This window comes from Amycolatopsis sp. NPDC051716, from assembly GCF_040681595.1.
GTDB lineage: Bacteria > Actinomycetota > Actinomycetes > Mycobacteriales > Pseudonocardiaceae > Amycolatopsis.
The window spans coordinates 94,571-113,746 of record NZ_JBFAZA010000015.1 but is presented as its reverse complement, the minus strand read 5'-3'; the positions used below and the strand labels follow the sequence as shown (position 1 = coordinate 113,746).

The window sequence follows — 19,176 nt, the reverse complement described above, 5'->3', positions numbered from 1 at the left end:
GCGAACAACAACGACGTCAGGAAGCCACGACCGATACCAGCGAAATACCACGCCATTACTAGCCGCCAACTAGTGAAGCGCGTCGAGGGCTACTAGTGGACTACTATTTCGCCCTACGCGTGGCGTCCGACAAGATCCACTTCATCGTGTTCGGGCCGTCGGGCATTGATCAACACTAGTAGGCCCTGAACTGGACTTATAGTCGATCACTAGTAGCGCGCTGGTATCCGAAGGCGTGCGAGAGACCGTAGAATCTGGGTCTGTAGCAAGATCAACATTGCAGGCGCGAGAAAAATCTTGAAAAATCCGGCCGCGGCCCGTCCGGAACGCGACCTGCGGAGCTCGCGTCGATATCGCAACGCGGCGCCATTGCCGAACCTCGGTCGGAACTGACTGAATAGTTTCTCACTCGCATCCATGCGGGCTTCTGTGGTCGCCAAGAAAGTCGATTTGATGTGTCCAAAAAGGGGTCGAAAAACGGAGTTAAGGGGCGTCCGAACACACGGCACCCATCCGTCGGAGGAGACCCGCGATGACCCCGACACACGGCAACGACTCCCCAGGAGACGACTCCCAGGAGCACGGCCACACCGACCCACCGACCATCCCGATCCCGCTGCCGCAGACGCGGCGAGCGCCGCGCCTGCGCACCCTGCGCCTTGCGCTGCGCCACCCCCGGCCGGTCCGTTCGAGCACCGTCTGGCCGTGCGCGCAAGACGACCTGCGTGAGGGCACCGGCCTGCTCGCCAACTGGCTGCTGACTGCGGTCATCAAGATCGTCACCAACTACACGCAGCCCGGCCAGCGAGTGCTGCTGCTCGACGCTGCGCCCTACCTCGCGCCGCCCGCGTCGTGGCCGACGACCGCGGTCCGCAACCGGCCCTGGCGCGGCCCGTACGCCGGACTGCTCGAAGCCGGCTGGACCGTGGTCCGACTCGGCCGCGGCATCCAGACCCAGACCGCCGTCGCCCACCCCGACCCGGTCGGCGAGCACCCCGTCGACGGACCCGCCGAGTCAGAGTCCGGACCCGGACTGCCCGCAGAGAGTCCGTCAGCCGACCACGCGGTCGGACCGTCGACCGACCGCGCGGCCGAACCGGACCCGGCCGCGACCGGACACGGTCCGGACCGCTACGACCTGATCATCACCGCGGCCGAACCGCACACGCTCGACTGGTTCCGCCCGACCGACTGGACTGGGCTACTCACCCCGACCGGCACCCTCGCCGTCATCACTCATGGTGACCGGAGCGGTAGTCGGCTCACCGACCCGGCAGGCGTGCTCGTGCGCACCGCACACCATGCCGGACTGCGCTACCTCGATCGCATCGCGCTGCTGCGCGTACCCGTCCGCGACGGCGCGCTCGCCGCGGCGACCCCGGCCACGCGCGACCGTTCCCAGGCCCCGTCGGGACGGTCGACGTCCACCGTCCGGCACACCCAGGTGCACGACGACCTGTTGGTGTTCACAGCCCAGCCTGCCCCGAACGGCACGGCCGACGGCGAGGAGACCTCCGATGACTGACCGTCCCACGTCGCCACGGCCACTCCCCCTACCGCCGGGGGAGGAGCCGCCGATTCCACCGCTGTCGGTCTGGCCGACCGGCCAGCGCGACCCCGCGGCGCAGCTACGCGACAGCGGCTGCGTGCCCGGCACCGATGCCGACACCGACCGGATCCCGCCCGCCGTCGCCGCCTACGCGATCGCGACGTACACCCGCCCCGGCGACCTCGTTCTCGACCCAGACTGCGGGGCCGGGACCGTGCTGACCGAGGCGCTGCGCGCCGGCCGTCACGCGCTCGGGCTGACCGCCCGCAACCGGTCGTGGACGCTCGCCCGCGCCAACATCACCGCCGCCAAGACCTCGGGCGCGTGGCGCGACGGATCGGTCCTCGACGCACGTCCGAAGGTGCTCGCCGCGATCCGCGCCGCCGGCTTGGTCGGCCGAGTCGGACTCGTCCTGACCGCTCTGCGTACCGCACCCCACGAACAGAAGGATCGCGCACCGGGTCCGGACCGCGACCCCGACTCCGCCATCGCCGAACTCGCCGCGACGCTCACCTACTGCGAGCCGCTGCTGCGCTCCAGCGGACACCTCGTGATCGTCGCGCGCCCCCGCCGGCACCCCGACGGCTCGCTGGTCGACCTGACCACTCCGCTGCTCGCCGCGGCGAGGGCCGCGGGCCTGGCGCCGGTCGACCGGTGCGTCGCGCTGACCGCCGGCCTGCGCGGTGGCCGGCTGATCAGCCGAGCCTCGCTCGCCGAGCGCCGAAGCGCCTCCCGAGCACGCGCCGCCAGTACGCCGACCGCACTCACCGTGCACCACGAGGTGCTCGTCTTCCAACTCGCCCACGACGCCGAACTCGCCGCCTCCGCGGCAGCCGCCATCCCGTGGCCGACCGAGGACGACGTCATCCGCCCCGCCGTCAACGACGTCGAATACCCCGGCTGGAGGCGAGCGGCATGACCACCCGCCTGTACTGCCGCGAGTGCGGCTGGCGCCCCAAGTTCCGCCGCAAGCGCGCCGCGTTGCGCGCCGCCGGACGTCACCACTGCACCGGCACACCGGTGGCCGAAACCTGTCCACCGTGGTGGTCTCGACTGTGGACAAACCTGTGGACAGGTCTGTCGGATCCCGCTGCCGTCCACACCGAAGTCGAGGCCGACGACGGGACCAGTGAAGGCGAACTGGTCGACGCCCATGGCAACCGCATCCAGTGGGCCGCGCTCGCCGCGCACCACGCCGAAACAACTCGCCGCGCTCGCCAGGCGATGGTCGAACTCGTCCGCGCCGGCTACCAGATCGGGCCTCCGCCATACGGCTACCGCGCCCTACGCATCCGGATCACCGACCCGACGGGACACAGCAAACTGCGGGCGGTCCTCGTCCCGGACTGGCGGACTGCCGCAGTCGTCAAACAGATCTTCATCTGGCGCGCCGACCACGGCCTGACGTTCGCCGTCATCGCGGCGCGACTCAACAGCGACCGGGGCCAGTACCCGGCTCCGACGCCCGCCGGGCCGTGGACAGCCAAGGCGGTCCGGCGGATCGTCACCAACGTCAAGTACACCGGGCGGCAGGTCTGGGCCCGCACGGTCGCCGGCCGGCCGGCGCCGATGGAGCGGTGGGTCACCTCGGTGCCCAACGTGCACGAGCGACTGGTCGACGACCGCACCTTCCACCGCGCCCAACCCGGACCCACCGAGCTCCCACCGAGCTCAGCGGCTGGGGCCGACCTCCCGCCGAGCGCAGCATGAAGATCCGCTGGTGGAGCCTCGCCTCCGTACTCCTGTTCGCCGCGTACGCGGCAACGATCGCCGGGGCGAACTGGGCCTCCACCCTCTGGCCGGCGCTCGCCGTGGCCGGCCTGCATATTCCCGCGGGCGCGCTCTTCGCCGGGCTCGCCTTCACCGTCCGCGACCTTCTGCAGGACGCGGCCGGCGCCCGGACAACGCTGCTGGCGATCCTTCTCGGCGCAGCGTTGTCCGGGTTGGTGGCCGAGCCGCGCATTGCTCTTGCCAGCGCGGCGGCCTTCGCCGTCTCCGAACTGGTCGACCTCGCCGTCTACACCCCACTCCGACGGCGGAACCAGCTCTCGGCCGTGGGCCTGTCGAACACGATCGGCCTCGTCGTCGACAGCCTGCTGTTCCTCCCGCTGGCCTTCGGCTCCCTGACCTACCTCGCCGGACAACTCGTCGGGAAAGCCGTCACCACCGTCCTCGCGGTTGCCCTGCTTGCCGGCGCCCGCGCTCATCGCAGGGCGGTGCCGGCGTGAAGTTCTACTTGGGAGTCCATCAACCCGTCTGGCTGACCCGCGTGCCGGACGTCCCGCTACTGGTGTCGCATCGGCGGCTCGGCCACCGCCGGACCCTGCCCCGCGCCATCACGGAATGGGCACTCGACTCGGGCGGGTTCACCGAACTGCAGCTTCACGGGCGCTGGCAGATCAACGAGAAGGACTACGTCCAAGCGGTCCGGCGCTACGGCGACGAGATCGGCAACCTCGCCTGGGCCGCGCCCCAGGACTGGATGTGCGAGCAGAGCATCCTCAAGCGCACCGGCCTTACCGTTCGCGAGCATCAACGGCGCACCGTGCGCAACCTCGTTCGTCTCCGCGAACTCGCGCCCGACCTTCCGTTCGTACCGGTGCTGCAGGGCTGGACGACCGCGGACTACCAGCGCTGCGCCGACCTCTACTACCGGGCCGGGATCGACCTCGAAGCCGAGCCGCTCGTGGGCGTAGGGACCGTGTGTCGCCGGCAGCACAAAGCCGTTGTGGAAGAGATCATGCGAGCTTTCGCCTCACGCAACTTCTCGCTACACGGCTTCGGCATCAAGCTCGGCGGCCTCAGCCAGTACGCGGAGGCGCTGTCCAGTTCGGACTCGATGTCCTGGAGTAGACGGGGCCGGTACGTGCCCGGCTGCGGCCCGAGTCACCGCACCGAGTCGAACTGCCTGCGCTTCGCGCTGAGCTGGTACCGGCAGATTCAGACCACCCTGGGTTCGGCGGGACTGTCCGCAGACGGACCGGCCTCAGAGCCATCGGCGAGAGCCGCATGACGATCATCACCGCGTCCGCCGACGCGGGCTCACTGGTCGCTGCGAACCTCCGCGTTGTCGGGCTCGACGAGCGAGACGTCGCGGGGCGCATCGATTCCGAACAGCTCGTTGGGCGTGCATCGCAGCGTCGTGCACAGCGCCTGCATGGTCGCAACCTTCACCTGGACCGGCGGCTTTTTCATCAACACGTCAACCGACTGGAGGGACAGCTCGAACCCAGCGCGCTGGATGAGAAGTTCGCGCAGTTCGGTCGCGGTCCAGACATTGCGGGAGGCCATGACCTTCCGCAGCCGCCACTCGATCTGCACTCGCTGCCGTCCCGCGCTCGTCGCTCTGCGGCGCTTCGCGCCGTCACCAACCGACGCTCAGTCTCCCCGATGGCGATGGCCGCCGGCCGCCGCACGCACGGCGTGTTCAGCAAGCACTCACCACTGAACAGGCAACACTTGAATTAGTCAGGCAGCACACGCATGACTCAGGTGTTACCTTAGTTGGATGACAGACCTGTGCACGGTTCGACAGAGAGGAGGCGCCTCGGCACCCATCACGTTCATCGCCACGCCGACGCGCCGCTGTTCACGGCCCGCGCCGGCAGTGATCTTCTGGACTCGCGTCGACCGGCCATCTCGCGCTGACGAGGTGACCGAGCACCAGTTCGGCACGACACACGAACCTGCCGAACAGCACGAGTCCAGCACGACCACGAGCGCCGGCCCCGCACACACGTACTCGGGGAGCAGAGGCCCGCTGGCCGTGACAGCTTCGGCGATCCCAGCTCATTCAACGCACGTCATGGTGCGTGCCCGCGTCACCGCGAAACCCGCCTCGCGCGGACCGGCGACCGCAGGTGTCGACGACTGGGAACGCCCGCTGTGTCGACGGTTCCTGTCGCCGACCAGCAGCCCCGTGCACCTCCGCCACCCGCGGACGTCACGGGCACGAAGGGGGCGCTCATGTGCGCGCAACCTCGCAACGCCGACCAGCCCAACGACAACCACGCCGACGTCCCCGCTCCGGTCGACGACCAGCAGCAGGACAGCCCAACCAGCGCGTCAAGCAAACAGTCCCGACGACGCAGTGGCGCGGGCAGGACTGGACGCAACTTGGTCGTACGCGGCGTTCGCCGCGATCCGCCCGACATGCACAAGCTCGCGCGGGTCATCGCCAGCCTCGCCGCAGACATGGCGGCGGCCAACTCCCGCGAGCAACCGCCCTTCGCCGAGCCGGACGCCAGCCACCGCGACCACCTCCGCGACGCGGCATGACGCCGCACGTTCGCGCGCGCTCAACGAATGCGACGGATCGACCTCGCTCGCCGCAGCCCGAGAAGAAAGGTTCAACACGATGGCACCTACCGATTGCGACCCCCACAGCCGTCCCCAGGTCGCAGACCCGCCGGCTCGGCCCTTCATGCGCGTCGCCCTGTACCAGCGATGGCCCGCTCACGGCGAAAGCGACTTCCTGCAGTCCTACGTCGCCTCCCAGCCTGATTGGCGCATCGCTCTTCGCTGCAGCGACTACGGATCAGGTGCCACGTTGAAGCGACCTGGGCTGCAGCGAGTGCTGGCGGCAGCCCGATCCGGCGACATCGACGTGCTCGTCGTCAAGCACATGTACAACCTGTCCCGCACAACTCGCCACCTCGCCGACTTGCTCGACGAGTTGACGTCGCTAGGTGTGCGAGTGGTCTCGGCCGCGGATCCCGGCCTCGATACCGGCTCCCCGTTCGGCCTCTTTCTTGTACGCGTGGTGAGTGCCGTTGCCGAGATCGAGTACACGGGCGCGCTCGCAGACCGGCGCGATCGCCTTCGTCACAAGCAGGAATCCGTCGACGAGTCACCCATCGCGGGCTAGCCGCAACACGACCGGCAGATCTGCCTGAACAACTGCGTCGACCCACACCGTCCACACCAGACCAGCTCACAGCGAGGTGTCATGAACAACGCCTATGCCCAACCGGAAAACGAACTACAGCAGGGCAGCCCTGTCCGTGCCAAGCGGCGGTCGGAAGCTCCTGAGCCCGACGACCGCGTAGTGATCTACCGGCGTCCGTCCTCACCGGAACAGGGCGAGACCGAGTCCAGCGTCGCAGCCCAGCGCGAGGCATGTCTGAACACGGCCAAGGAACTTGGCTTCTCGCTCATCGACCCGTATGTCGACCCGGACATTCGACTCCAGGAAAAGCCTGAACGTCGAGTGCTCCGGCGCATCTTCGCGTGGTTCCGCCGCCGTTGAGTCAACGGCAACTCACCCACGAATTCACCGCTCGCCGTCAGCGCGCGATCCAGCAGCCGGCTGCACGGGCCCACCGTCCAGGCCGCTCCCAAGGAGGTGTCATGACCAGCGCCTATGCCGACTTCATCGATGAAGTCGAACAGGACGTCACAGTCCCGATTCAGCCACTGTTGTGCGACCTCGCCCCCGGCACACGCGCGGTGATCTACCTGCGCGTGTCCTCGACCGGACAGGTCAGAACCGACTACAACCCGGAAGGCATTTCCATTCCCGCCCAACGGGAAGCCTGTATGCGCAAGGCGCGAGACCTGGGCGTCACGGTGATCGACGAGTACGTCGAACCCGGACGCTCGGGAACGGAGATGACCAAACGGGAGGCGTTCCAGCGCATGCTCGCGCGGGTCCGCAGCCAGGGCGACGTCGACGTGATCATCATCTACCAGCTCTCGCGCATGGCGCGTAACCGCTACGACGACGCGGTCGTCATGGCGGACCTGCGCAAGCGCGGCGTCACCCTGGTCTCGGCCACCGAGGCCATCGACGACACCCCGGTCGGTCAGCTGATGCACGGCATCCTGGCCACGTTCAACGAGTACCAGTCCCGCCAGTCCGGCGCCGACATCGCCTACAAGATGGGGCAGAAAGCCCGCAGCGGCGGCACGCTCGGCCGCGCCAAGCTCGGCTACCTCAACCACATCGACCATTCCGACGGCCGTGTCATCCGCACGATCATCGTCGACCCCGAACGCGCGCCCTTTGTCCAACTGGGTTTCGAACTCTTCGCCACCGGCGACTACACCCAAGAAGACCTAGCCGACGAACTCTACGATCGCGGTCTCCGCACCAGGGCCACCCGGCGGCATCCGGCTAAGAAGGTCTCCGAGAACAAGATCTCGCAGATGCTGCACGATCGCTACTACCTCGGATACGTCGACTACGACGGCGAAGAAATCCAGGGACGGCACGAAGCGCTCATCGACGAGGACCTCTTCGACACAGTCCAGGAGATCCTCGACTCGCGAATGACAGCTCAAGAACGCCGCCGTGTGCATCACCACTACCTCAAAGGATCGGTCTTCTGCGGGCGCTGTCGGCGCGAGGGCATCAAGCGGCGGATGATCATCCAGCAGACCACCAACTCGAAGGGCGCCGAGTACACGTACTTCTTCTGCCGAGGCCGGCAGAAGGGGGCGTGCCAAGCCCCGTACGTCAACGTCGCTCTCATCGAGGACGCCGTCGAGCGGCATTACGCGGCGATTCGCTTCAGCCAGTCCTTCATCGCCGACATGCGCGACCAAGTCGATGCCGTGATCGGCGATCAGGAAAAGTCCGCGCGGCTGTTGCGCAAGCAGATCACCGCACAGCTCAAGGAACTCGACACCAAGGAGGAGAACTTGATCGACCTCGCAGCGGACAGCACCCTTCCGCGGACCAAAGTCAAGGAGAGGCTCCGCGACATCGCGATCGAGCGCCGCAAGCTGGAAGGGCGCCTCGAAACCGCGAACGCCGACCTCACCGACAGCGCCCAACTCGTCAACGCCAGTCTCGCGCTGCTCGAACAGCCCGACAAGCTGTACCGACGCTGCAATGACCAGCAACGGCGTCTGCTCAACCAAGCGATCTTCCAAGCCCTTTACATCGAGGACGAGGAGATCACAGACGGTGAACTCCACGAGCCCTTCGGGCTGCTCCACGCCATCCAGGACGGCCAGGCCAAGGTCACAGCGACCAGCCCGCTGCCCACAAACAAGAAGGCCACCCGCAATGCGGGTGGCCCCTGCTCGCCTTCAGGCGTCGCGGTCCTACTTCGTGGCCTTCATTCAGGCACTTGTTCTAGTAAGACCTCTAAGGTGGAGCTGAGGGGAATCGAACCCCTGACCTTCTCGATGCGAACGAGACGCGCTACCAACTGCGCTACAGCCCCTTGGTTGTGCTCGTAGAGCTTAGCAGTGCCCTACGAGCACCCCCTGCAGGGGGGTCACTCCCCGACGGCGCGGCGGTACGGGCCGGTTCCGGGCTCGTCGAGCTCCTCGAACGCCGGGTCCTCGTCGTCGAGGTCGACGACGACCGCGCTGCGGCGGACGCGGGATGTCGGGGATGGGCGGCGCTCGACGACCTGGCGGCGGGCCGGCTCGACGACGTCCACGTCCTCGGTTTCCGCGTGGTCTTCTTCCGCCGACGAAGCCGAAGGGGCCACCGATGTCGAGGGACGCCGGGGCGCGCGGGTGCTGTTGAAGCGGGCGAGCCGGCGCTGCCGGATCTCCTCCTCGATGCGCACCTGGCGGCGCAGGTACACGAGATACCCGACGAGCACGACGTCGATCGCGCCGTGGCCCCACCAGGCCAGCGGGACGACGACACCGGCGACGACCCCGCTGATCACCGCGATCACGAGCAGGGCGACGACGATGCGCTGCCGGAAGCCGTACTTGGCGCGGGCCGCGATTTCGGCGGCCTCGGGGTCGAAGCCGCCGCGGCCGGGCCGGTAGCCGGCCCGGTCGGCCCGGTCGGACCGGTCACGCTCGGCCCGCGAGCCGCGGGCCGGCTGCGGGAGCGGCTCGGGTTCGGGGTCCGGTTCCTCGAGGTCGTCTTCGAGTTCGAGCTCGGCCTCCAGTTCGGCGAGGTCGTCCTCCACCGAAGGCCGGGACTTCCCGGGATCGGACATGGCGAATTCCTCCCGGTCTTCGTTGCGTCCACTGCGTACGACCCTGGCCGCGAGCGCCGAGTCGGCCGTTCTCGCGACCTGCTGCCGCCGACGCGCGACCATGGGCACGAGTACGACGAGCCATGCCGCGGCGAGCGCGACGATGATCACGGAGCTGGGCATCTCCCGTCACCTCCCCCGATCCTTCCACCACGAATCACGTTAGTCACAGGAGTAACAGATCGGGCGGAGACTCGCCGGTTTGGATCACGGAAAAGCCTCACCGGATTAGGTGAAACTCACAGCATGTGGTAACGCGGCTACTGACCCGGGTGGGTAATCACGTTCAGGCGTAGTCGGCACGGCCCGTCGCGACCAGCCGCGACACCAGCCCCGGCCCGGTTTCCTCGCGCGTCACGGCGTAGCAATAGTGGTCCCGCCAGCCGCCCGCGACGTCGAGATAACGCTCGAACAGGCCCTCCCGCCGGTAGCCCGCCTTAGTAAGAACCCGCAGGCTGGCGGCGTTTTCCGGCCGCACGGTGGCCTCCAGCCGGTGCAGCCCGGCCGGTCCGAAGGCGTGGTCGGTGACGAGCGCGACGGCGGCCGTCGCCACCCCGCCGCGGACCACCTCGGACGACACCCAGTAGCCGATCCAGGCCGACCGCAGCGACGCCCGGATGACGTTACCCACAGTGATCTGGCCCGCCAGGCGACCGTCCAGGGTGATGGTGAACGGGAGGCACTGACCACGCCGAGCGAGCGAACGCAGCGCCGCCCACTGCGACGGCCACGACCAGAAGGCGTTGCGTTCCGGCCACGGCCCGACGCCGGTGGGCTCCCACATTTCGAGGTGCGCGCGGTCCCGGAGCCGAATCCGGCTCCACTCGCCGGCGTCGCGCAGCCGGACCGGCCGGATCGCGACCTCGCCCGCGGGCACCCGCAGCGGGCCGAGCCGCGCCGGCCAGCCCGGGTGCCGGCTTTCGACCGGATAGGACACGCCCGACACGGAGTTCATCAGGCCCGTTGCGCCAGGAAGGTCACCTGCACCTGCTCGCCGGCGGGAACTTCGGTCGCCTCTTCCGGCACGTTGATCAGGCAGTTCGCCTCGGCCAGCGACGCGAGCAAGTGCGCCCCGGACTGGCCGAGCGGCTGGACCAGGTACTCGCCGTTGGCCTCGTCGCGCAGCAGCTGGCCGCGGAGGAACCCGCGCCGGCCGGCGGTCGAGGTGATCGGCGACAGCAGCCGCGCGCCGACGATCCGCCGGTGCGGGTTGCGGGTCCCGCGCGCCGCCCGGATCAGCGGCCGCACCAGCACCTCGAACACCACCAGCGCGCTCATCGGGTTGCCCGGGATGAGGAACGTCGGCACCGAGTCGGGGCCGAGCCTGCCGAACCCCTGGACCGACCCGGGGTGCATCGCCACCCGCGTCATGTCGATCCGGCCGAGGTCGGACAACGCGGCGTGGACCTCGTCGCCGGTGGCGCCCCCGGCGCCGCCCGCGACCACGACGATCTCCGACATCAGCAGCCGGCCCTCGACGACCTCCCGCAGCCGCTTCGGCTCGCTCGGCACGATGCCGACCCGGCTGACCTCGGCACCCGCGTCGCGGGCGGCCGCGGACAGGGCGTAGGAGTTGACGTCGTAGACCTGCCCGACCGACGGCGTCCGGTCGACGTCGACCAGCTCGTCGCCGACGGACACGATCGACACCCGCGGGCGCGGGTAGACGAGGACCTTCGCCCGGCCGACCGCGGCCAGCAGGCCCACCTGGGCCGAGCCGATCGTGTCGCCGCGGCGCACCGCGACGTCCCCGATCTGGACGTCCTCGCCGGCCCGCCGCACGTACCCCGCCGACGGCACCGAGCGGTGCACCGTGACCTTGGCCTGGTGCCCGTCGGTGTAGGCGAGCGGCACGACGGCGTCGGCCAGCGTCGGCAGCGGCGCGCCGGTGTCGACCCGGACGGCCTGGCCGGGCTGGAGCCGGCGCGGCTGGCGCGAGCCCGCCGCGATCTCCCCGACGACCGGCAGCTGTACCGGCTCCTGCCCGGCGTTGCGCACGTCGACGCTGCGCACCGCGTACCCGTCGATCGCGGCTTGGTCGAACCCGGGCAGCGCGTGCTCGGCGACCACTTCCTCGGCGCAGAGCAGCCCCTGGGCCTCGGAGATCGCCACGCGCACCGGCTGGGGCCGGACGGCGGCGTCCAAGGTCATCGAGATCTGCGCGTCGACCGAGCGCAGCTCGGCCTCGTCCCCGGCCGCTTCCGGCCGTGCCGCGTCGAGGGATTCCGTCATGGGCGCTCTGTCCCGATCCGTTCCGTCAGCCACGCCCGTAAAGATGGACCGTACTCGGGCGTTTCAAGCGCGAAATCGACCGCGGCGCGCAGGAAACCACCCGGATTCCCCAGGTCGTGGCGTCCGCCGCGGTGGACGACGACGTGCACCGGGTGTCCCTCGCTGATCAGCAGCGCGACCGCGTCGGTCAGCTGCAGCTCGCCGCCGCTGCCCGGGGTGATCCGCTTGAGCGCGTCGAAGATCGCCCGGTCGAGCAGGTACCGCCCGGCCGCGGCGTAGGTCGACGGCGCGTCCTCCGGCTTCGGCTTCTCGACCATCCCGTGCACCTGCTTGACGTCCGCGTCGTCGGTGTCGGTGACGTCGAAGACGCCGTACGGCGAGATCTCGGCCTTCGGGATGTCGAACGCGCAGAGCACGCTGCCGCCGTACTGGGCGCGGACCGCGCCCATCCGCTCGAGCACGCCGGTGGGCAGCACCAGGTCGTCCGGGAGCAGCACGGCGACGGCCTCGTCGTCCGGGCGCAGGTTCGGCTCGGCCTGCACGACGGCGTGGCCGAGGCCGAGGGCCTGCTCCTGGATGGCGGTTTCGACGGCGAGGAGATCGGTGCCCCGGCGCACCTTGGCGAGCAGTTCGGTCTTGCCCTTGGCCTCGAGGTTCTGCTCGAGCTCGGGCTGCTTTTCGAAGTACCGGACAACGGCGTCCTTGCCCGGCGAGGTCACGATGACCAGGCGTTCCGCGCCGGCGGCGGCGGCCTCGGCCGCGACCAGCTCGATGCCCGGCGTGTCCACCACCGGCAGGAGCTCCTTGGGCACGGCCTTCGTCGCCGGGAGGAACCGTGTCCCCAGGCCGGCGGCAGGCACGATGGCGGTTCTGAACGTCTGGGTGGTTGCGGCGCCCGTCATGGGCGCAGAGCCTAACGTGAGGTCATGCACCCGCTGGGCAATGAGCACCTGAGCAAGGCGGAGTGGCGTGACCGGGTGACGCGCGCCCGGGCGGGGCAGGCAGCCGATTCCCACGCCCGGGAGGCGTCGGCGCTGGTCAACGCGGTGGCGAAGGTCACAGCGAACACCGTCTGCGCGTACCTGCCGTTCGGTACCGAGCCAGGCACGACGGCGTTCGTCGACGCGCTGGTGGCCGGCGGTGCGCGGGTGCTGCTGCCCGTCATCGTCTCGCGGACGGATCCGCTCGACTGGGCCGAGTACACGGGCGAGGCCGACCTGGTGCCCAGCCGGTTCCGCGGCATCCGGGAGCCGGGCGGGAAACGCCTGGGTACCGAGGCCGTCGGGGCCGCGGAGCTGGTGCTGGTGCCCGCGCTGGCCGTGGATCGCCAGGGCGTCCGGCTCGGGCGCGGGGCGGGCCACTACGACCGCTCGCTGGGCTTCGCCGCGCCCGGCGCTACGCTGCTGGCCGTCGTCCGGGACGAAGAGCTCGTCGAACGACTGCCCGGCGAGCCGCATGACGTGCGGATGACCGGGGCCTTGACGCCCGGTCGAGGCGTGGTCGAACTGCCGGTGTGAGCAACCTGGAATTGCTTTCGGGGAATGTTTTCCCGCACAATCGGGTTGGCACTCTGGTCGGATGAGTGCCAGCAAAGGAGCCGTCAGTGCCTACGTACCAGTACGCCTGCAAAGAATGCGACCACCGGTTCGAAGCCGTGCAGTCGTTCTCGGACCCCAGCCTGACCGTCTGCCCGCAGTGCTCCGGGGCGCTGCGCAAGGTCTTCAGCTCGGTCGGCGTCGTCTTCAAGGGGAGCGGGTTCTACCGCACGGACTCGCGTGACTCGAGCAAGTCGAGCACCTCGGCCACCCCGCCGAAGACCGAGAGCAAGACGGAGACCAAGACGGAGTCGAAGTCGGACACGAGTTCGGCATCCTCCTCTTCGACCACGACGAAGACGGCCGCCGCGGCGTCCTGACCGCCCCGGTTATCCACAACACCCCGGTTGTCCACAGATGCCGGACGTGGCCCTTCCGGCGGCCCGTCCGGCTTCCCTAACGTCGATCTCGTGCAGCACACCGCCGCACCCGATCCGGCCGAGGGGGCCCCGTGGACATCCTGGCGAAGCTCCACCCACTGCATCTGACCCGGCCGCAGAGCCGGCGGACGCGGCTCATCCGCCGCTGGCTCGCCGTCGGCTTGTTCGTGGTGGGCGCGGTGCTGCTGGTCCACCCTGGCTCCGCGCGAGGCGCACCGACCGTCCTCGCGGCCCACGACCTTCCTTCCGGCGCGACTCTGCGGGCCGGCGACGTCCGGCTGGCCGACCTTTCCGACGAAGCACGTCCGATGGGCGTGTTGAGCACCCTCGACGCCGTCGACGGGCGCCTGCTGGCGGGCGCCGTCCGGGCCGGCGAACCGCTGACCGACGTCCGGCTGGCGACGGTCCCCGCCCCGGGTGATCCCGGCACGGCGACCGTGCCGGTCCGGCTGGCCGACGTGGCCGTCGCCGCGCTGCTCCGGCCCGGCCAGCGCGTCGACGTCATCGCGGCGCCGGAACCGGCCGCGCCCGCCTCCGTGCTGGCCGGTGGGGCGACGGTCGTGACGGTCGGGCACCAGGAGCCGGCCACGCTCAAGGGGCCGCTGGTACTGCTCCGGCTGCCGGAAGCAGCCGCGACGAGGGTGGCGGCGATTTCACTGGAGCGTCCGGTAACGGTTACTCTCCGCTAGCCCACGTCCGCCGAGACGGGCGCGGGCGTCCCCGTTCCGGTTCGTGAGGAGAGCACGGTGTTCAAAGGCTTCAAAGACTTCCTGATGCGCGGCAACGTCGTCGACCTCGCCGTGGCGGTGGTCATCGGCTCCGCGTTCACGGCGATCGTCACGGCGTTCACCAACGGCCTGATCAAGCCGCTGATCAGCACGATCGGCGGCACGGACGCCGCGAACGGTCTCGGGTACCAGATCTTCGACAACAACAAAGCCACGTTCCTGGACTTCGGCGGCGTGATCAACGCGGCGATCAACTTCGTGCTGGTCGCGGCGGTGGTCTACTTCGTGATCGTGATGCCGGTCAAGAAGGTGCAGGAGCGCCGCAAGCGCGGCCAGGAGCCGGGCCCGTCGGAGCCGACGGACGTGGAGCTGCTGATCGAGATCCGCGACCTGCTGCGCGCCCAGCAGACCCAGCGCGGCACCGACCGCGACTGACGAGGTCAGCGGTCGTGGTGCGGTGGCCGGTTCTCCCGGTACCAGTCGTCCGGGAGACCGGTGCGCCGCCCGGGATCGCGCTCGTCGGAGGTCGTCTCGGGCAGGACGTCCCCGAAGATCTCATCGACCCGGCGGCGCTGCTCGCTGCTGGTCTTGGGATCGCGTTCCTGGCCTGCCATGCCCCCAGTGTCCCACGACGCGGTGTTTGACAACTCCAGAGCGAACCTCGACAGCGGCGGCTCGCTTCTCAGGCCCGGCGGTGCGCCCGCACTTCGTCCCGCCACGCACGGATCTGCTCCTCGTTGTGCAGGAATCCGGCGCCGGGCCCGTGCGTGAGGTCGATGCCCCCGAGCAGCTCGAGCGCCCACAGCTGGTCTGCGGCGAGATCGACCTTGCCCGCGGAGTCGCCGCTGAGCCACCGCGTGGCCCAGCGATCGGCCGCGTCGCGGGTGACCCGTCCGGTCAGGACATCGTCGAACCAGCCCTCGATCTCGCCGAGGTCCGGTCCGGCCTGGTCACACCTCTTCAAGGCCCGAAAGCTCGTCGATCACGTGCGGAACGAGCGAAGTCAGCGTCGCCATCCCGTCGCGGACCGCGGACCGCGACCCGGCCAGGTTGACCACGAGCGTGCTGCCCGACACCCCGGCGAGCCCGCGCGAGATCCCGGCGTCGACGGCGCCGGCGGCCAGCCCGGACGCGCGGATGGCCTCGCTGATGCCCGGGATGGGCCGGTCGAGCACACCGGCGGTGGCGTCCGGAGTCCGGTCACGCGGCAGCACACCGGTGCCGCCGACGGTGATCACCAGGTCGGCGCCGCCGATCACGGCGGTGTTGAGCGCGTTGCGGATACCCGCGGTCTCGGCCTCCACGACCACGACACCGTCGACGATGAAGCCCGCTTCTTCGAGCAGCTCCGTGACCAGCGGGCCAGTGGTGTCCTCGTGCTCGCCGTGCGCCACGCGATCGTCCACGATGACCACGAGGGCCCGGCCCAGCCGTTGTGCACTCCGTTCCATGGCGCCCACCGTAGCCGGTTTCGGCGACCGGCCGCCGGGAGGTGCCGGGTGAGTTCTGACGATTCGGTGACGTGACGCCGCAGGCTCCGGCGAGTCCCGGCGAAGGCCCCTAGCGTGGCCGGGGTGCGCGTACTGGTCACCGGCGGAGCCGGGTTCATCGGGTCTCACATCGCCGACCTCCTGGCCGACGGCGGTGACGAGGTCGTGGTGCTGGACAACCTCCTCCCCACGGCCCACGGCTCCAGCTCCCCGCCGCCGTACACGGTCAGGCACCGCTTCCTGCGCGGCGACGTCACCGACGCCGAGATCGTCGCGGAGCTGCTGGACGGCGTCGACGCGGTCTGCCACCAGGCGGCGGTGGTGGGCCACGGGATCGACCCGTCGGACGCACCGTCGTACGCCCTGCACAACGACTACGGCACGGCGGTGCTGCTGGCCGGGATGCACGCGGCCGGCGTCCGGAAGCTGGTGCTGGCCTCGTCGATGGTCGTCTACGGCGAAGGCCGCTACGCGTGCCCGGACCACGGCGTGGTGGCGCCTTCGCCACGCCGCCGGTCCGATGTGGACGCCGGCCGGTTCGAGCCACGCTGCCCGTCGTGCGAAGCGGAGCTGAGCTGGCAGCTGGTGCCCGAGGACGCGCCGCTGAACCCTCGAAGCACGTACGCGGCGACGAAGCTGGCCCAGGAACACCTGGCCGGCGCCTGGGCCCGGCAGACGGGCGGCACGGTGTGGGCGATGCGCTACCACAACGTGTACGGCCCGCGGATGCCCCAGAACACGCCGTACGCGGGAGTCGCGTCCCTCTTCCGCTCGTCCTTGGCCCGCGGCGAGGCACCCCGGGTCCTGGAAGACGGCGGCCAGCAGCGCGACTTCGTCCACGTCCACGATGTGGCGAGGGCCAACGTCCTGGCCCTGCACACGGAGGGCCCAGCAGCCGAAATAACTCCGCTGAACATCTGCTCCGGCACCCCGCACACGGTGGGCGACCTGGCCACGGAGCTGGCCCGAGCCAGCAGCGGCCCGGCCCCGGAGGTGATCGGCGGCGCCCGTCCGGCCGACGTCCGCCACGTCGTCGCGGACCCGGCCCGCGCCCGCGAGCTGCTGGGTTTCACGGCGGAAATCGGCTTCACCAAGGGCATCGCGGACTTCGCCGCGGCGGAACTGCGTGACCCGGTCTGACTTCAGCCGGTGAACGCCTGCAAGACGGTCAGGCTGTCCTCGTAGACGTGGTACCGGGTGATCACCCCGTGCTCGACGGTGAGGTGGAGAGCACAGCGGGCGGTGCAGGGCCGGCGGCGAGCGCGGAAGTGGTCGGCGATCCGGTCCGGATCCCCCTCGGCCAAGCGGCCGTCCAGCGAACCCCGCACCTGACGTCGATCGCCGAGGCCACCTGGACCCAGCACGCCCCGGAGATCCGCTACCCGCACTGGGCGGAGCCGCACGAGATCAGCCGGGTCCTGCAGCCCCAAGGCCTGGTCCTGAAGGCCGGCAACTGGTACCTCGTGGTGCGCGGCGACGCCGGTTCCGCACCTACGGCGTCTAGGGCATCGCGAGCGGCAGGCGCACCTCGAACCGGCACCCAGGCCCGTGGTTGTGCACCCCGATCCGCCCGCGGTGCGCCTCGACCAGCCCCTTGGCGATGGCCAGGCCGAGGCCGCCCCCGCTGGTCGTCCCGCCGCGCTCGGGCGTCCGCGCCTGCGTCCCGCGGAAAGCCACGTCGAAGACCCGGGTGATCTCGTCGTCCGGGATGCCGCCGCAGGAGTCGTCCACGGCGAGCAGGGCCTCATCGCCGTCGACGCCGATCTGCACCGCCACCGTCCCGTCAGGCGGGGTGTGCCGGATCGCGTTGGAGACCAGGTTCCGCACGATCCGGGCCAGTTCCGGGTCGCTGCCGGTCACCACCGGCCAGGTCGACGCCCTGGCGAGGACCCGGACCCGCTTCCGGTGGGCCACCGGCGCCTGGGCGGCCACGGCGTCGCTCACGACGTCCCGCAGCGGCACCGCGGACATCGTGAGCTCCAGGGCCCCCGCGGTGATCCGCGAAAGCTCGAACAGGTCGCCGACCATCGCGGACAGCCGCCGGGTCTCGCCGCTGATCCGCTGGGCGTAGTCGGCGACCTCGTCGCGTTCGGACACCACGCCGTCGGCCAGTGCCTCGGCCATCGCCTGGATCCCGGCCAGCGGGCTGCGCAGGTCGTGGCTGATCCAGGCCACCAGTTCGCGCCGCGACGCCTCGGCGGCGCGTTCGCGCTCGCGTGCCTCGCGTTCCCACACGCTGCGGCGTGCGATGGCCCGGCCGAGGATGATCGCCGCGGGCACGGTGACCAGCCCGACGAGCAGGCAGACCAGGAGCATCGTGGTCAGCGCCGGGGTGAACATGAACCCGCTGATCCCCAGGACGCCGACCAGCGTGGCGAGCACCGGGATCAGCACCAGCACCGTGAGCGTGGTGGCCAGCGAACCGCGGCGCAGGACGTACAACGCCACGCCGCCCAGCGCCGCGACCGGCAGCGAGAACATCAACGCGAACGGCAGGATGTGCCAGAGGTGCGTCAGCATCTCCGGCAAGGGCTCGCCCGAACCGATCATGGCTGCTCCCGGTCGTAGCGGTAGCCGACACCCCACACCGTCGCCACCCGGGTCGGCTTGGCCGGGTCGCGCTCGATCTTCTCGCGCAACCGTCGCACGTGGACGGTCACAGTGGACTGATCGCCGAAGTCCCAGCTCCACACCTTTTCGAGCAGGTCCGCGCGCGAGTACGCCACGCCGGGGTGGGCGAGGAAGAACGCCAGCAGGTCGAACTCCCGGGTGGTCAGCGGCAGTTCACGGCCGCGGAGGGTCGCGGTGCGCGCGTTCATCTGCAGGCGCAGGTCGCCGTCCACGAGCTCGGCAGCGGCCGGCGCCGGGCGCGGCATCCGGGCCCGGCGCAGCACCGAGGCCACGCGGAGGGCGAGTTCCTTGGGGCTGAACGGTTTCGTCACGTAGTCGTCGGCGCCGAGCTGGAGGCCGGCGATGCGGTTCTCCTCCTCGCCGAGGGCGGTGAGCATGACGATCGGTACCTGGCTGACCTGGCGCAGCCGCTTGCACACCTCCAGGCCGTTGATCCCCGGCATCATGACGTCGAGCACGACCAGGTCGGGCTCGTGCGCGGCGAACTTCGCCAGCCCCTCGGCGCCGTTGCCGGCCATGTCGACGGTGAACCCGGCCACCTCGAGGTAGCGGCGGACGACGTCGCGGACCGTCTCGTCGTCGTCGACCACGAGCACGCGCCCGGCCTGATCGCTCATCA

At 70.1% G+C, this 19,176-nt stretch carries 23 protein-coding genes, 1 tRNA gene and 2 pseudogenes; 14 read left to right on the top strand and 12 right to left on the bottom strand.

The features are described from left to right. Positions 1–532: 532 nt before the first annotated feature. Genes AB0M30_RS22035 through AB0M30_RS22015 form a run of 5 tightly spaced genes read left to right on the top strand, consistent with a single transcriptional unit; the run spans position 533 to position 4,562 of the window. Positions 533–1,525 carry a hypothetical protein gene (locus AB0M30_RS22035; protein ID WP_364586256.1) on the top strand — a complete coding sequence of 331 codons (993 nt, stop codon included), beginning with the start codon at positions 533–535 and terminating at the stop codon, positions 1,523–1,525. After that, positions 1,518–2,468 carry a DNA methyltransferase gene (locus tag AB0M30_RS22030; protein WP_364586253.1) on the top strand — a complete coding sequence of 317 codons (951 nt, stop codon included), beginning with the start codon at positions 1,518–1,520 and terminating at the stop codon, positions 2,466–2,468. The genes AB0M30_RS22035 and AB0M30_RS22030 overlap by 8 nt, the downstream gene beginning before the upstream one ends. Further along, complete coding sequence (locus AB0M30_RS22025; RefSeq protein ID WP_364586250.1) at positions 2,465–3,259, top strand: recombinase family protein; 795 nt, start codon at positions 2,465–2,467, stop codon at positions 3,257–3,259. Before AB0M30_RS22030 ends, AB0M30_RS22025 begins: the two co-directional genes overlap by 4 nt. Then, positions 3,256–3,777 carry a VUT family protein gene (locus tag AB0M30_RS22020; RefSeq protein WP_364586247.1) on the top strand — a complete coding sequence of 174 codons (522 nt, stop codon included), beginning with the start codon at positions 3,256–3,258 and terminating at the stop codon, positions 3,775–3,777. The genes AB0M30_RS22025 and AB0M30_RS22020 overlap by 4 nt, the downstream gene beginning before the upstream one ends. A gap of 41 nt (positions 3,778–3,818) precedes the next feature. After that, positions 3,819–4,562 carry a hypothetical protein gene (locus AB0M30_RS22015; RefSeq protein ID WP_364586244.1) on the top strand — a complete coding sequence of 248 codons (744 nt, stop codon included), beginning with the start codon at positions 3,819–3,821 and terminating at the stop codon, positions 4,560–4,562. Between the two features lie 29 nt (positions 4,563–4,591). Here AB0M30_RS22015 and AB0M30_RS22010 read toward each other — a convergent pair whose 3' ends face one another. Then, complete coding sequence (locus AB0M30_RS22010) at positions 4,592–4,870, bottom strand: helix-turn-helix transcriptional regulator (protein WP_364586241.1); 279 nt, start codon at positions 4,868–4,870, stop codon at positions 4,592–4,594. A 645-nt stretch (positions 4,871–5,515) separates the two neighbouring features. Here AB0M30_RS22010 and AB0M30_RS22005 point away from each other — a divergent pair. The 3 genes and pseudogenes from AB0M30_RS22005 to AB0M30_RS21995 form a co-directional block, all read left to right on the top strand. Continuing rightward, positions 5,516–5,827 (top strand): hypothetical protein, encoded by a 312-nt coding sequence (locus AB0M30_RS22005; RefSeq protein ID WP_364586238.1) that lies wholly within the window; start codon positions 5,516–5,518, stop codon positions 5,825–5,827. A 145-nt stretch (positions 5,828–5,972) separates the two neighbouring features. After that, positions 5,973–6,416, top strand: coding sequence for a recombinase family protein (locus tag AB0M30_RS22000; protein WP_364586236.1), 444 nt, complete (start codon positions 5,973–5,975; stop codon positions 6,414–6,416). A gap of 482 nt (positions 6,417–6,898) precedes the next feature. Continuing rightward, positions 6,899–7,984 (top strand): annotated as a pseudogene (locus AB0M30_RS21995) (recombinase family protein); the annotation flags it as partial. A 664-nt stretch (positions 7,985–8,648) separates the two neighbouring features. Here the strand turns inward: AB0M30_RS21995 and AB0M30_RS21990 are convergent. The 5 genes from AB0M30_RS21990 to AB0M30_RS21970 form a co-directional block, all read right to left on the bottom strand. Beyond that, positions 8,649–8,721 (bottom strand) — tRNA-Ala (locus AB0M30_RS21990). A gap of 54 nt (positions 8,722–8,775) precedes the next feature. After that, positions 8,776–9,624: a gephyrin-like molybdotransferase receptor GlpR gene (gene glpR / locus AB0M30_RS21985; RefSeq protein WP_364586233.1), complete on the bottom strand. Its 849-nt coding sequence runs from the start codon at positions 9,622–9,624 to the stop codon at positions 8,776–8,778. A 163-nt stretch (positions 9,625–9,787) separates the two neighbouring features. Further along, entirely contained in the window at positions 9,788–10,456 is a 669-nt protein-coding gene (locus AB0M30_RS21980; protein ID WP_103336843.1) for a GNAT family protein, read from the bottom strand. Then, complete coding sequence (gene glp, locus AB0M30_RS21975) at positions 10,456–11,733, bottom strand: gephyrin-like molybdotransferase Glp (RefSeq protein WP_103336842.1); 1,278 nt, start codon at positions 11,731–11,733, stop codon at positions 10,456–10,458. Before glp ends, AB0M30_RS21980 begins: the two co-directional genes overlap by 1 nt. Continuing rightward, positions 11,730–12,635: a UTP--glucose-1-phosphate uridylyltransferase gene (locus tag AB0M30_RS21970; protein WP_364586229.1), complete on the bottom strand. Its 906-nt coding sequence runs from the start codon at positions 12,633–12,635 to the stop codon at positions 11,730–11,732. The genes glp and AB0M30_RS21970 overlap by 4 nt, the downstream gene beginning before the upstream one ends. Before the next feature lie 24 nt (positions 12,636–12,659). On the opposite strand from AB0M30_RS21970, the gene AB0M30_RS21965 reads away from it, so the two are divergent. The 4 genes from AB0M30_RS21965 to mscL all read left to right on the top strand — a co-directional run bounded on the left by AB0M30_RS21965 (position 12,660) and on the right by mscL (position 14,871). Then, the gene (locus AB0M30_RS21965) at positions 12,660–13,250 is read left to right on the top strand and encodes a 5-formyltetrahydrofolate cyclo-ligase (RefSeq protein ID WP_364586226.1); all 591 of its coding nucleotides are present in this window, start codon (positions 12,660–12,662) and stop codon (positions 13,248–13,250) included. 86 nt (positions 13,251–13,336) lie between these two features. Continuing rightward, positions 13,337–13,648: an FmdB family zinc ribbon protein gene (locus AB0M30_RS21960; protein WP_360163487.1), complete on the top strand. Its 312-nt coding sequence runs from the start codon at positions 13,337–13,339 to the stop codon at positions 13,646–13,648. Between the two features lie 131 nt (positions 13,649–13,779). After that, a complete protein-coding gene (locus AB0M30_RS21955; protein ID WP_364586224.1) occupies positions 13,780–14,397 on the top strand; it encodes an SAF domain-containing protein in 618 nt (205 codons plus the stop codon). A 57-nt stretch (positions 14,398–14,454) separates the two neighbouring features. Beyond that, positions 14,455–14,871 (top strand): large-conductance mechanosensitive channel protein MscL, encoded by a 417-nt coding sequence (mscL, locus tag AB0M30_RS21950; RefSeq protein ID WP_364586221.1) that lies wholly within the window; start codon positions 14,455–14,457, stop codon positions 14,869–14,871. Positions 14,872–14,876: 5 nt separating this feature from the next. Here mscL and AB0M30_RS21945 read toward each other — a convergent pair whose 3' ends face one another. The 3 genes from AB0M30_RS21945 to AB0M30_RS21935 all read right to left on the bottom strand — a co-directional run bounded on the left by AB0M30_RS21945 (position 14,877) and on the right by AB0M30_RS21935 (position 15,887). Beyond that, positions 14,877–15,050: a hypothetical protein gene (locus AB0M30_RS21945; protein WP_360163493.1), complete on the bottom strand. Its 174-nt coding sequence runs from the start codon at positions 15,048–15,050 to the stop codon at positions 14,877–14,879. Positions 15,051–15,118: 68 nt separating this feature from the next. After that, on the bottom strand, positions 15,119–15,400 hold the full coding sequence (locus AB0M30_RS21940; protein ID WP_364586218.1) for a hypothetical protein: 282 nt from the start codon (positions 15,398–15,400) through the stop codon (positions 15,119–15,121). After that, positions 15,387–15,887 (bottom strand): molybdenum cofactor biosynthesis protein B, encoded by a 501-nt coding sequence (locus AB0M30_RS21935; RefSeq protein ID WP_013230045.1) that lies wholly within the window; start codon positions 15,885–15,887, stop codon positions 15,387–15,389. Before AB0M30_RS21935 ends, AB0M30_RS21940 begins: the two co-directional genes overlap by 14 nt. A gap of 123 nt (positions 15,888–16,010) precedes the next feature. On the opposite strand from AB0M30_RS21935, the gene AB0M30_RS21930 reads away from it, so the two are divergent. Further along, positions 16,011–17,066, top strand: coding sequence for an NAD-dependent epimerase/dehydratase family protein (locus AB0M30_RS21930; protein WP_364586215.1), 1,056 nt, complete (start codon positions 16,011–16,013; stop codon positions 17,064–17,066). 2 nt (positions 17,067–17,068) lie between these two features. On the opposite strand, the gene AB0M30_RS21925 is transcribed toward AB0M30_RS21930, so the two are convergent. After that, entirely contained in the window at positions 17,069–17,290 is a 222-nt protein-coding gene (locus AB0M30_RS21925; RefSeq protein ID WP_364586581.1) for a hypothetical protein, read from the bottom strand. Between AB0M30_RS21925 and AB0M30_RS21920 the strand changes: the two are divergent. Beyond that, a pseudogene (locus AB0M30_RS21920) lies at positions 17,195–17,413 on the top strand (WYL domain-containing protein); the annotation flags it as partial. The gene AB0M30_RS21925 and the pseudogene AB0M30_RS21920 overlap by 96 nt on opposite strands. Before the next feature lie 13 nt (positions 17,414–17,426). On the opposite strand, the gene AB0M30_RS21915 reads toward AB0M30_RS21920, so the two are convergent. Beyond that, positions 17,427–18,476: a HAMP domain-containing sensor histidine kinase gene (locus tag AB0M30_RS21915; protein ID WP_360163502.1), complete on the bottom strand. Its 1,050-nt coding sequence runs from the start codon at positions 18,474–18,476 to the stop codon at positions 17,427–17,429. Continuing rightward, on the bottom strand, positions 18,473–19,174 hold the full coding sequence (locus AB0M30_RS21910; RefSeq protein ID WP_364586212.1) for a response regulator transcription factor: 702 nt from the start codon (positions 19,172–19,174) through the stop codon (positions 18,473–18,475). The genes AB0M30_RS21915 and AB0M30_RS21910 overlap by 4 nt, the downstream gene beginning before the upstream one ends. Positions 19,175–19,176: the final 2 nt, after the last annotated feature.

Bases quoted from the DNA above. Each gene is read 5' to 3' on its own strand.
- AB0M30_RS22035 (WP_364586256.1), top strand. From the start codon at position 533: ATGACCCCGACACACGGCAACGACTCCCCAGGAGACGACTCCCAGGAG.
- AB0M30_RS22030 (WP_364586253.1), top strand. From the start codon at position 1,518: ATGACTGACCGTCCCACGTCGCCACGGCCACTCCCCCTACCGCCGGGG.
- AB0M30_RS22025 (WP_364586250.1), top strand. From the start codon at position 2,465: ATGACCACCCGCCTGTACTGCCGCGAGTGCGGCTGGCGCCCCAAGTTC.
- AB0M30_RS22020 (WP_364586247.1), top strand. From the start codon at position 3,256: ATGAAGATCCGCTGGTGGAGCCTCGCCTCCGTACTCCTGTTCGCCGCG.
- AB0M30_RS22005 (WP_364586238.1), top strand. From the start codon at position 5,516: ATGTGCGCGCAACCTCGCAACGCCGACCAGCCCAACGACAACCACGCC.
- AB0M30_RS22000 (WP_364586236.1), top strand. From the start codon at position 5,973: ATGCGCGTCGCCCTGTACCAGCGATGGCCCGCTCACGGCGAAAGCGAC.
- glpR (WP_364586233.1), bottom strand. From the start codon at position 9,624: ATGCCCAGCTCCGTGATCATCGTCGCGCTCGCCGCGGCATGGCTCGTC.
- AB0M30_RS21980 (WP_103336843.1), bottom strand. From the start codon at position 10,456: ATGAACTCCGTGTCGGGCGTGTCCTATCCGGTCGAAAGCCGGCACCCG.
- glp (WP_103336842.1), bottom strand. From the start codon at position 11,733: ATGACGGAATCCCTCGACGCGGCACGGCCGGAAGCGGCCGGGGACGAG.
- AB0M30_RS21970 (WP_364586229.1), bottom strand. From the start codon at position 12,635: ATGACGGGCGCCGCAACCACCCAGACGTTCAGAACCGCCATCGTGCCT.
- AB0M30_RS21965 (WP_364586226.1), top strand. From the start codon at position 12,660: ATGCACCCGCTGGGCAATGAGCACCTGAGCAAGGCGGAGTGGCGTGAC.
- AB0M30_RS21945 (WP_360163493.1), bottom strand. From the start codon at position 15,050: ATGGCAGGCCAGGAACGCGATCCCAAGACCAGCAGCGAGCAGCGCCGC.
- AB0M30_RS21935 (WP_013230045.1), bottom strand. From the start codon at position 15,887: ATGGAACGGAGTGCACAACGGCTGGGCCGGGCCCTCGTGGTCATCGTG.
- AB0M30_RS21915 (WP_360163502.1), bottom strand. From the start codon at position 18,476: ATGATCGGTTCGGGCGAGCCCTTGCCGGAGATGCTGACGCACCTCTGG.
- AB0M30_RS21910 (WP_364586212.1), bottom strand. From the start codon at position 19,174: ATGAGCGATCAGGCCGGGCGCGTGCTCGTGGTCGACGACGACGAGACG.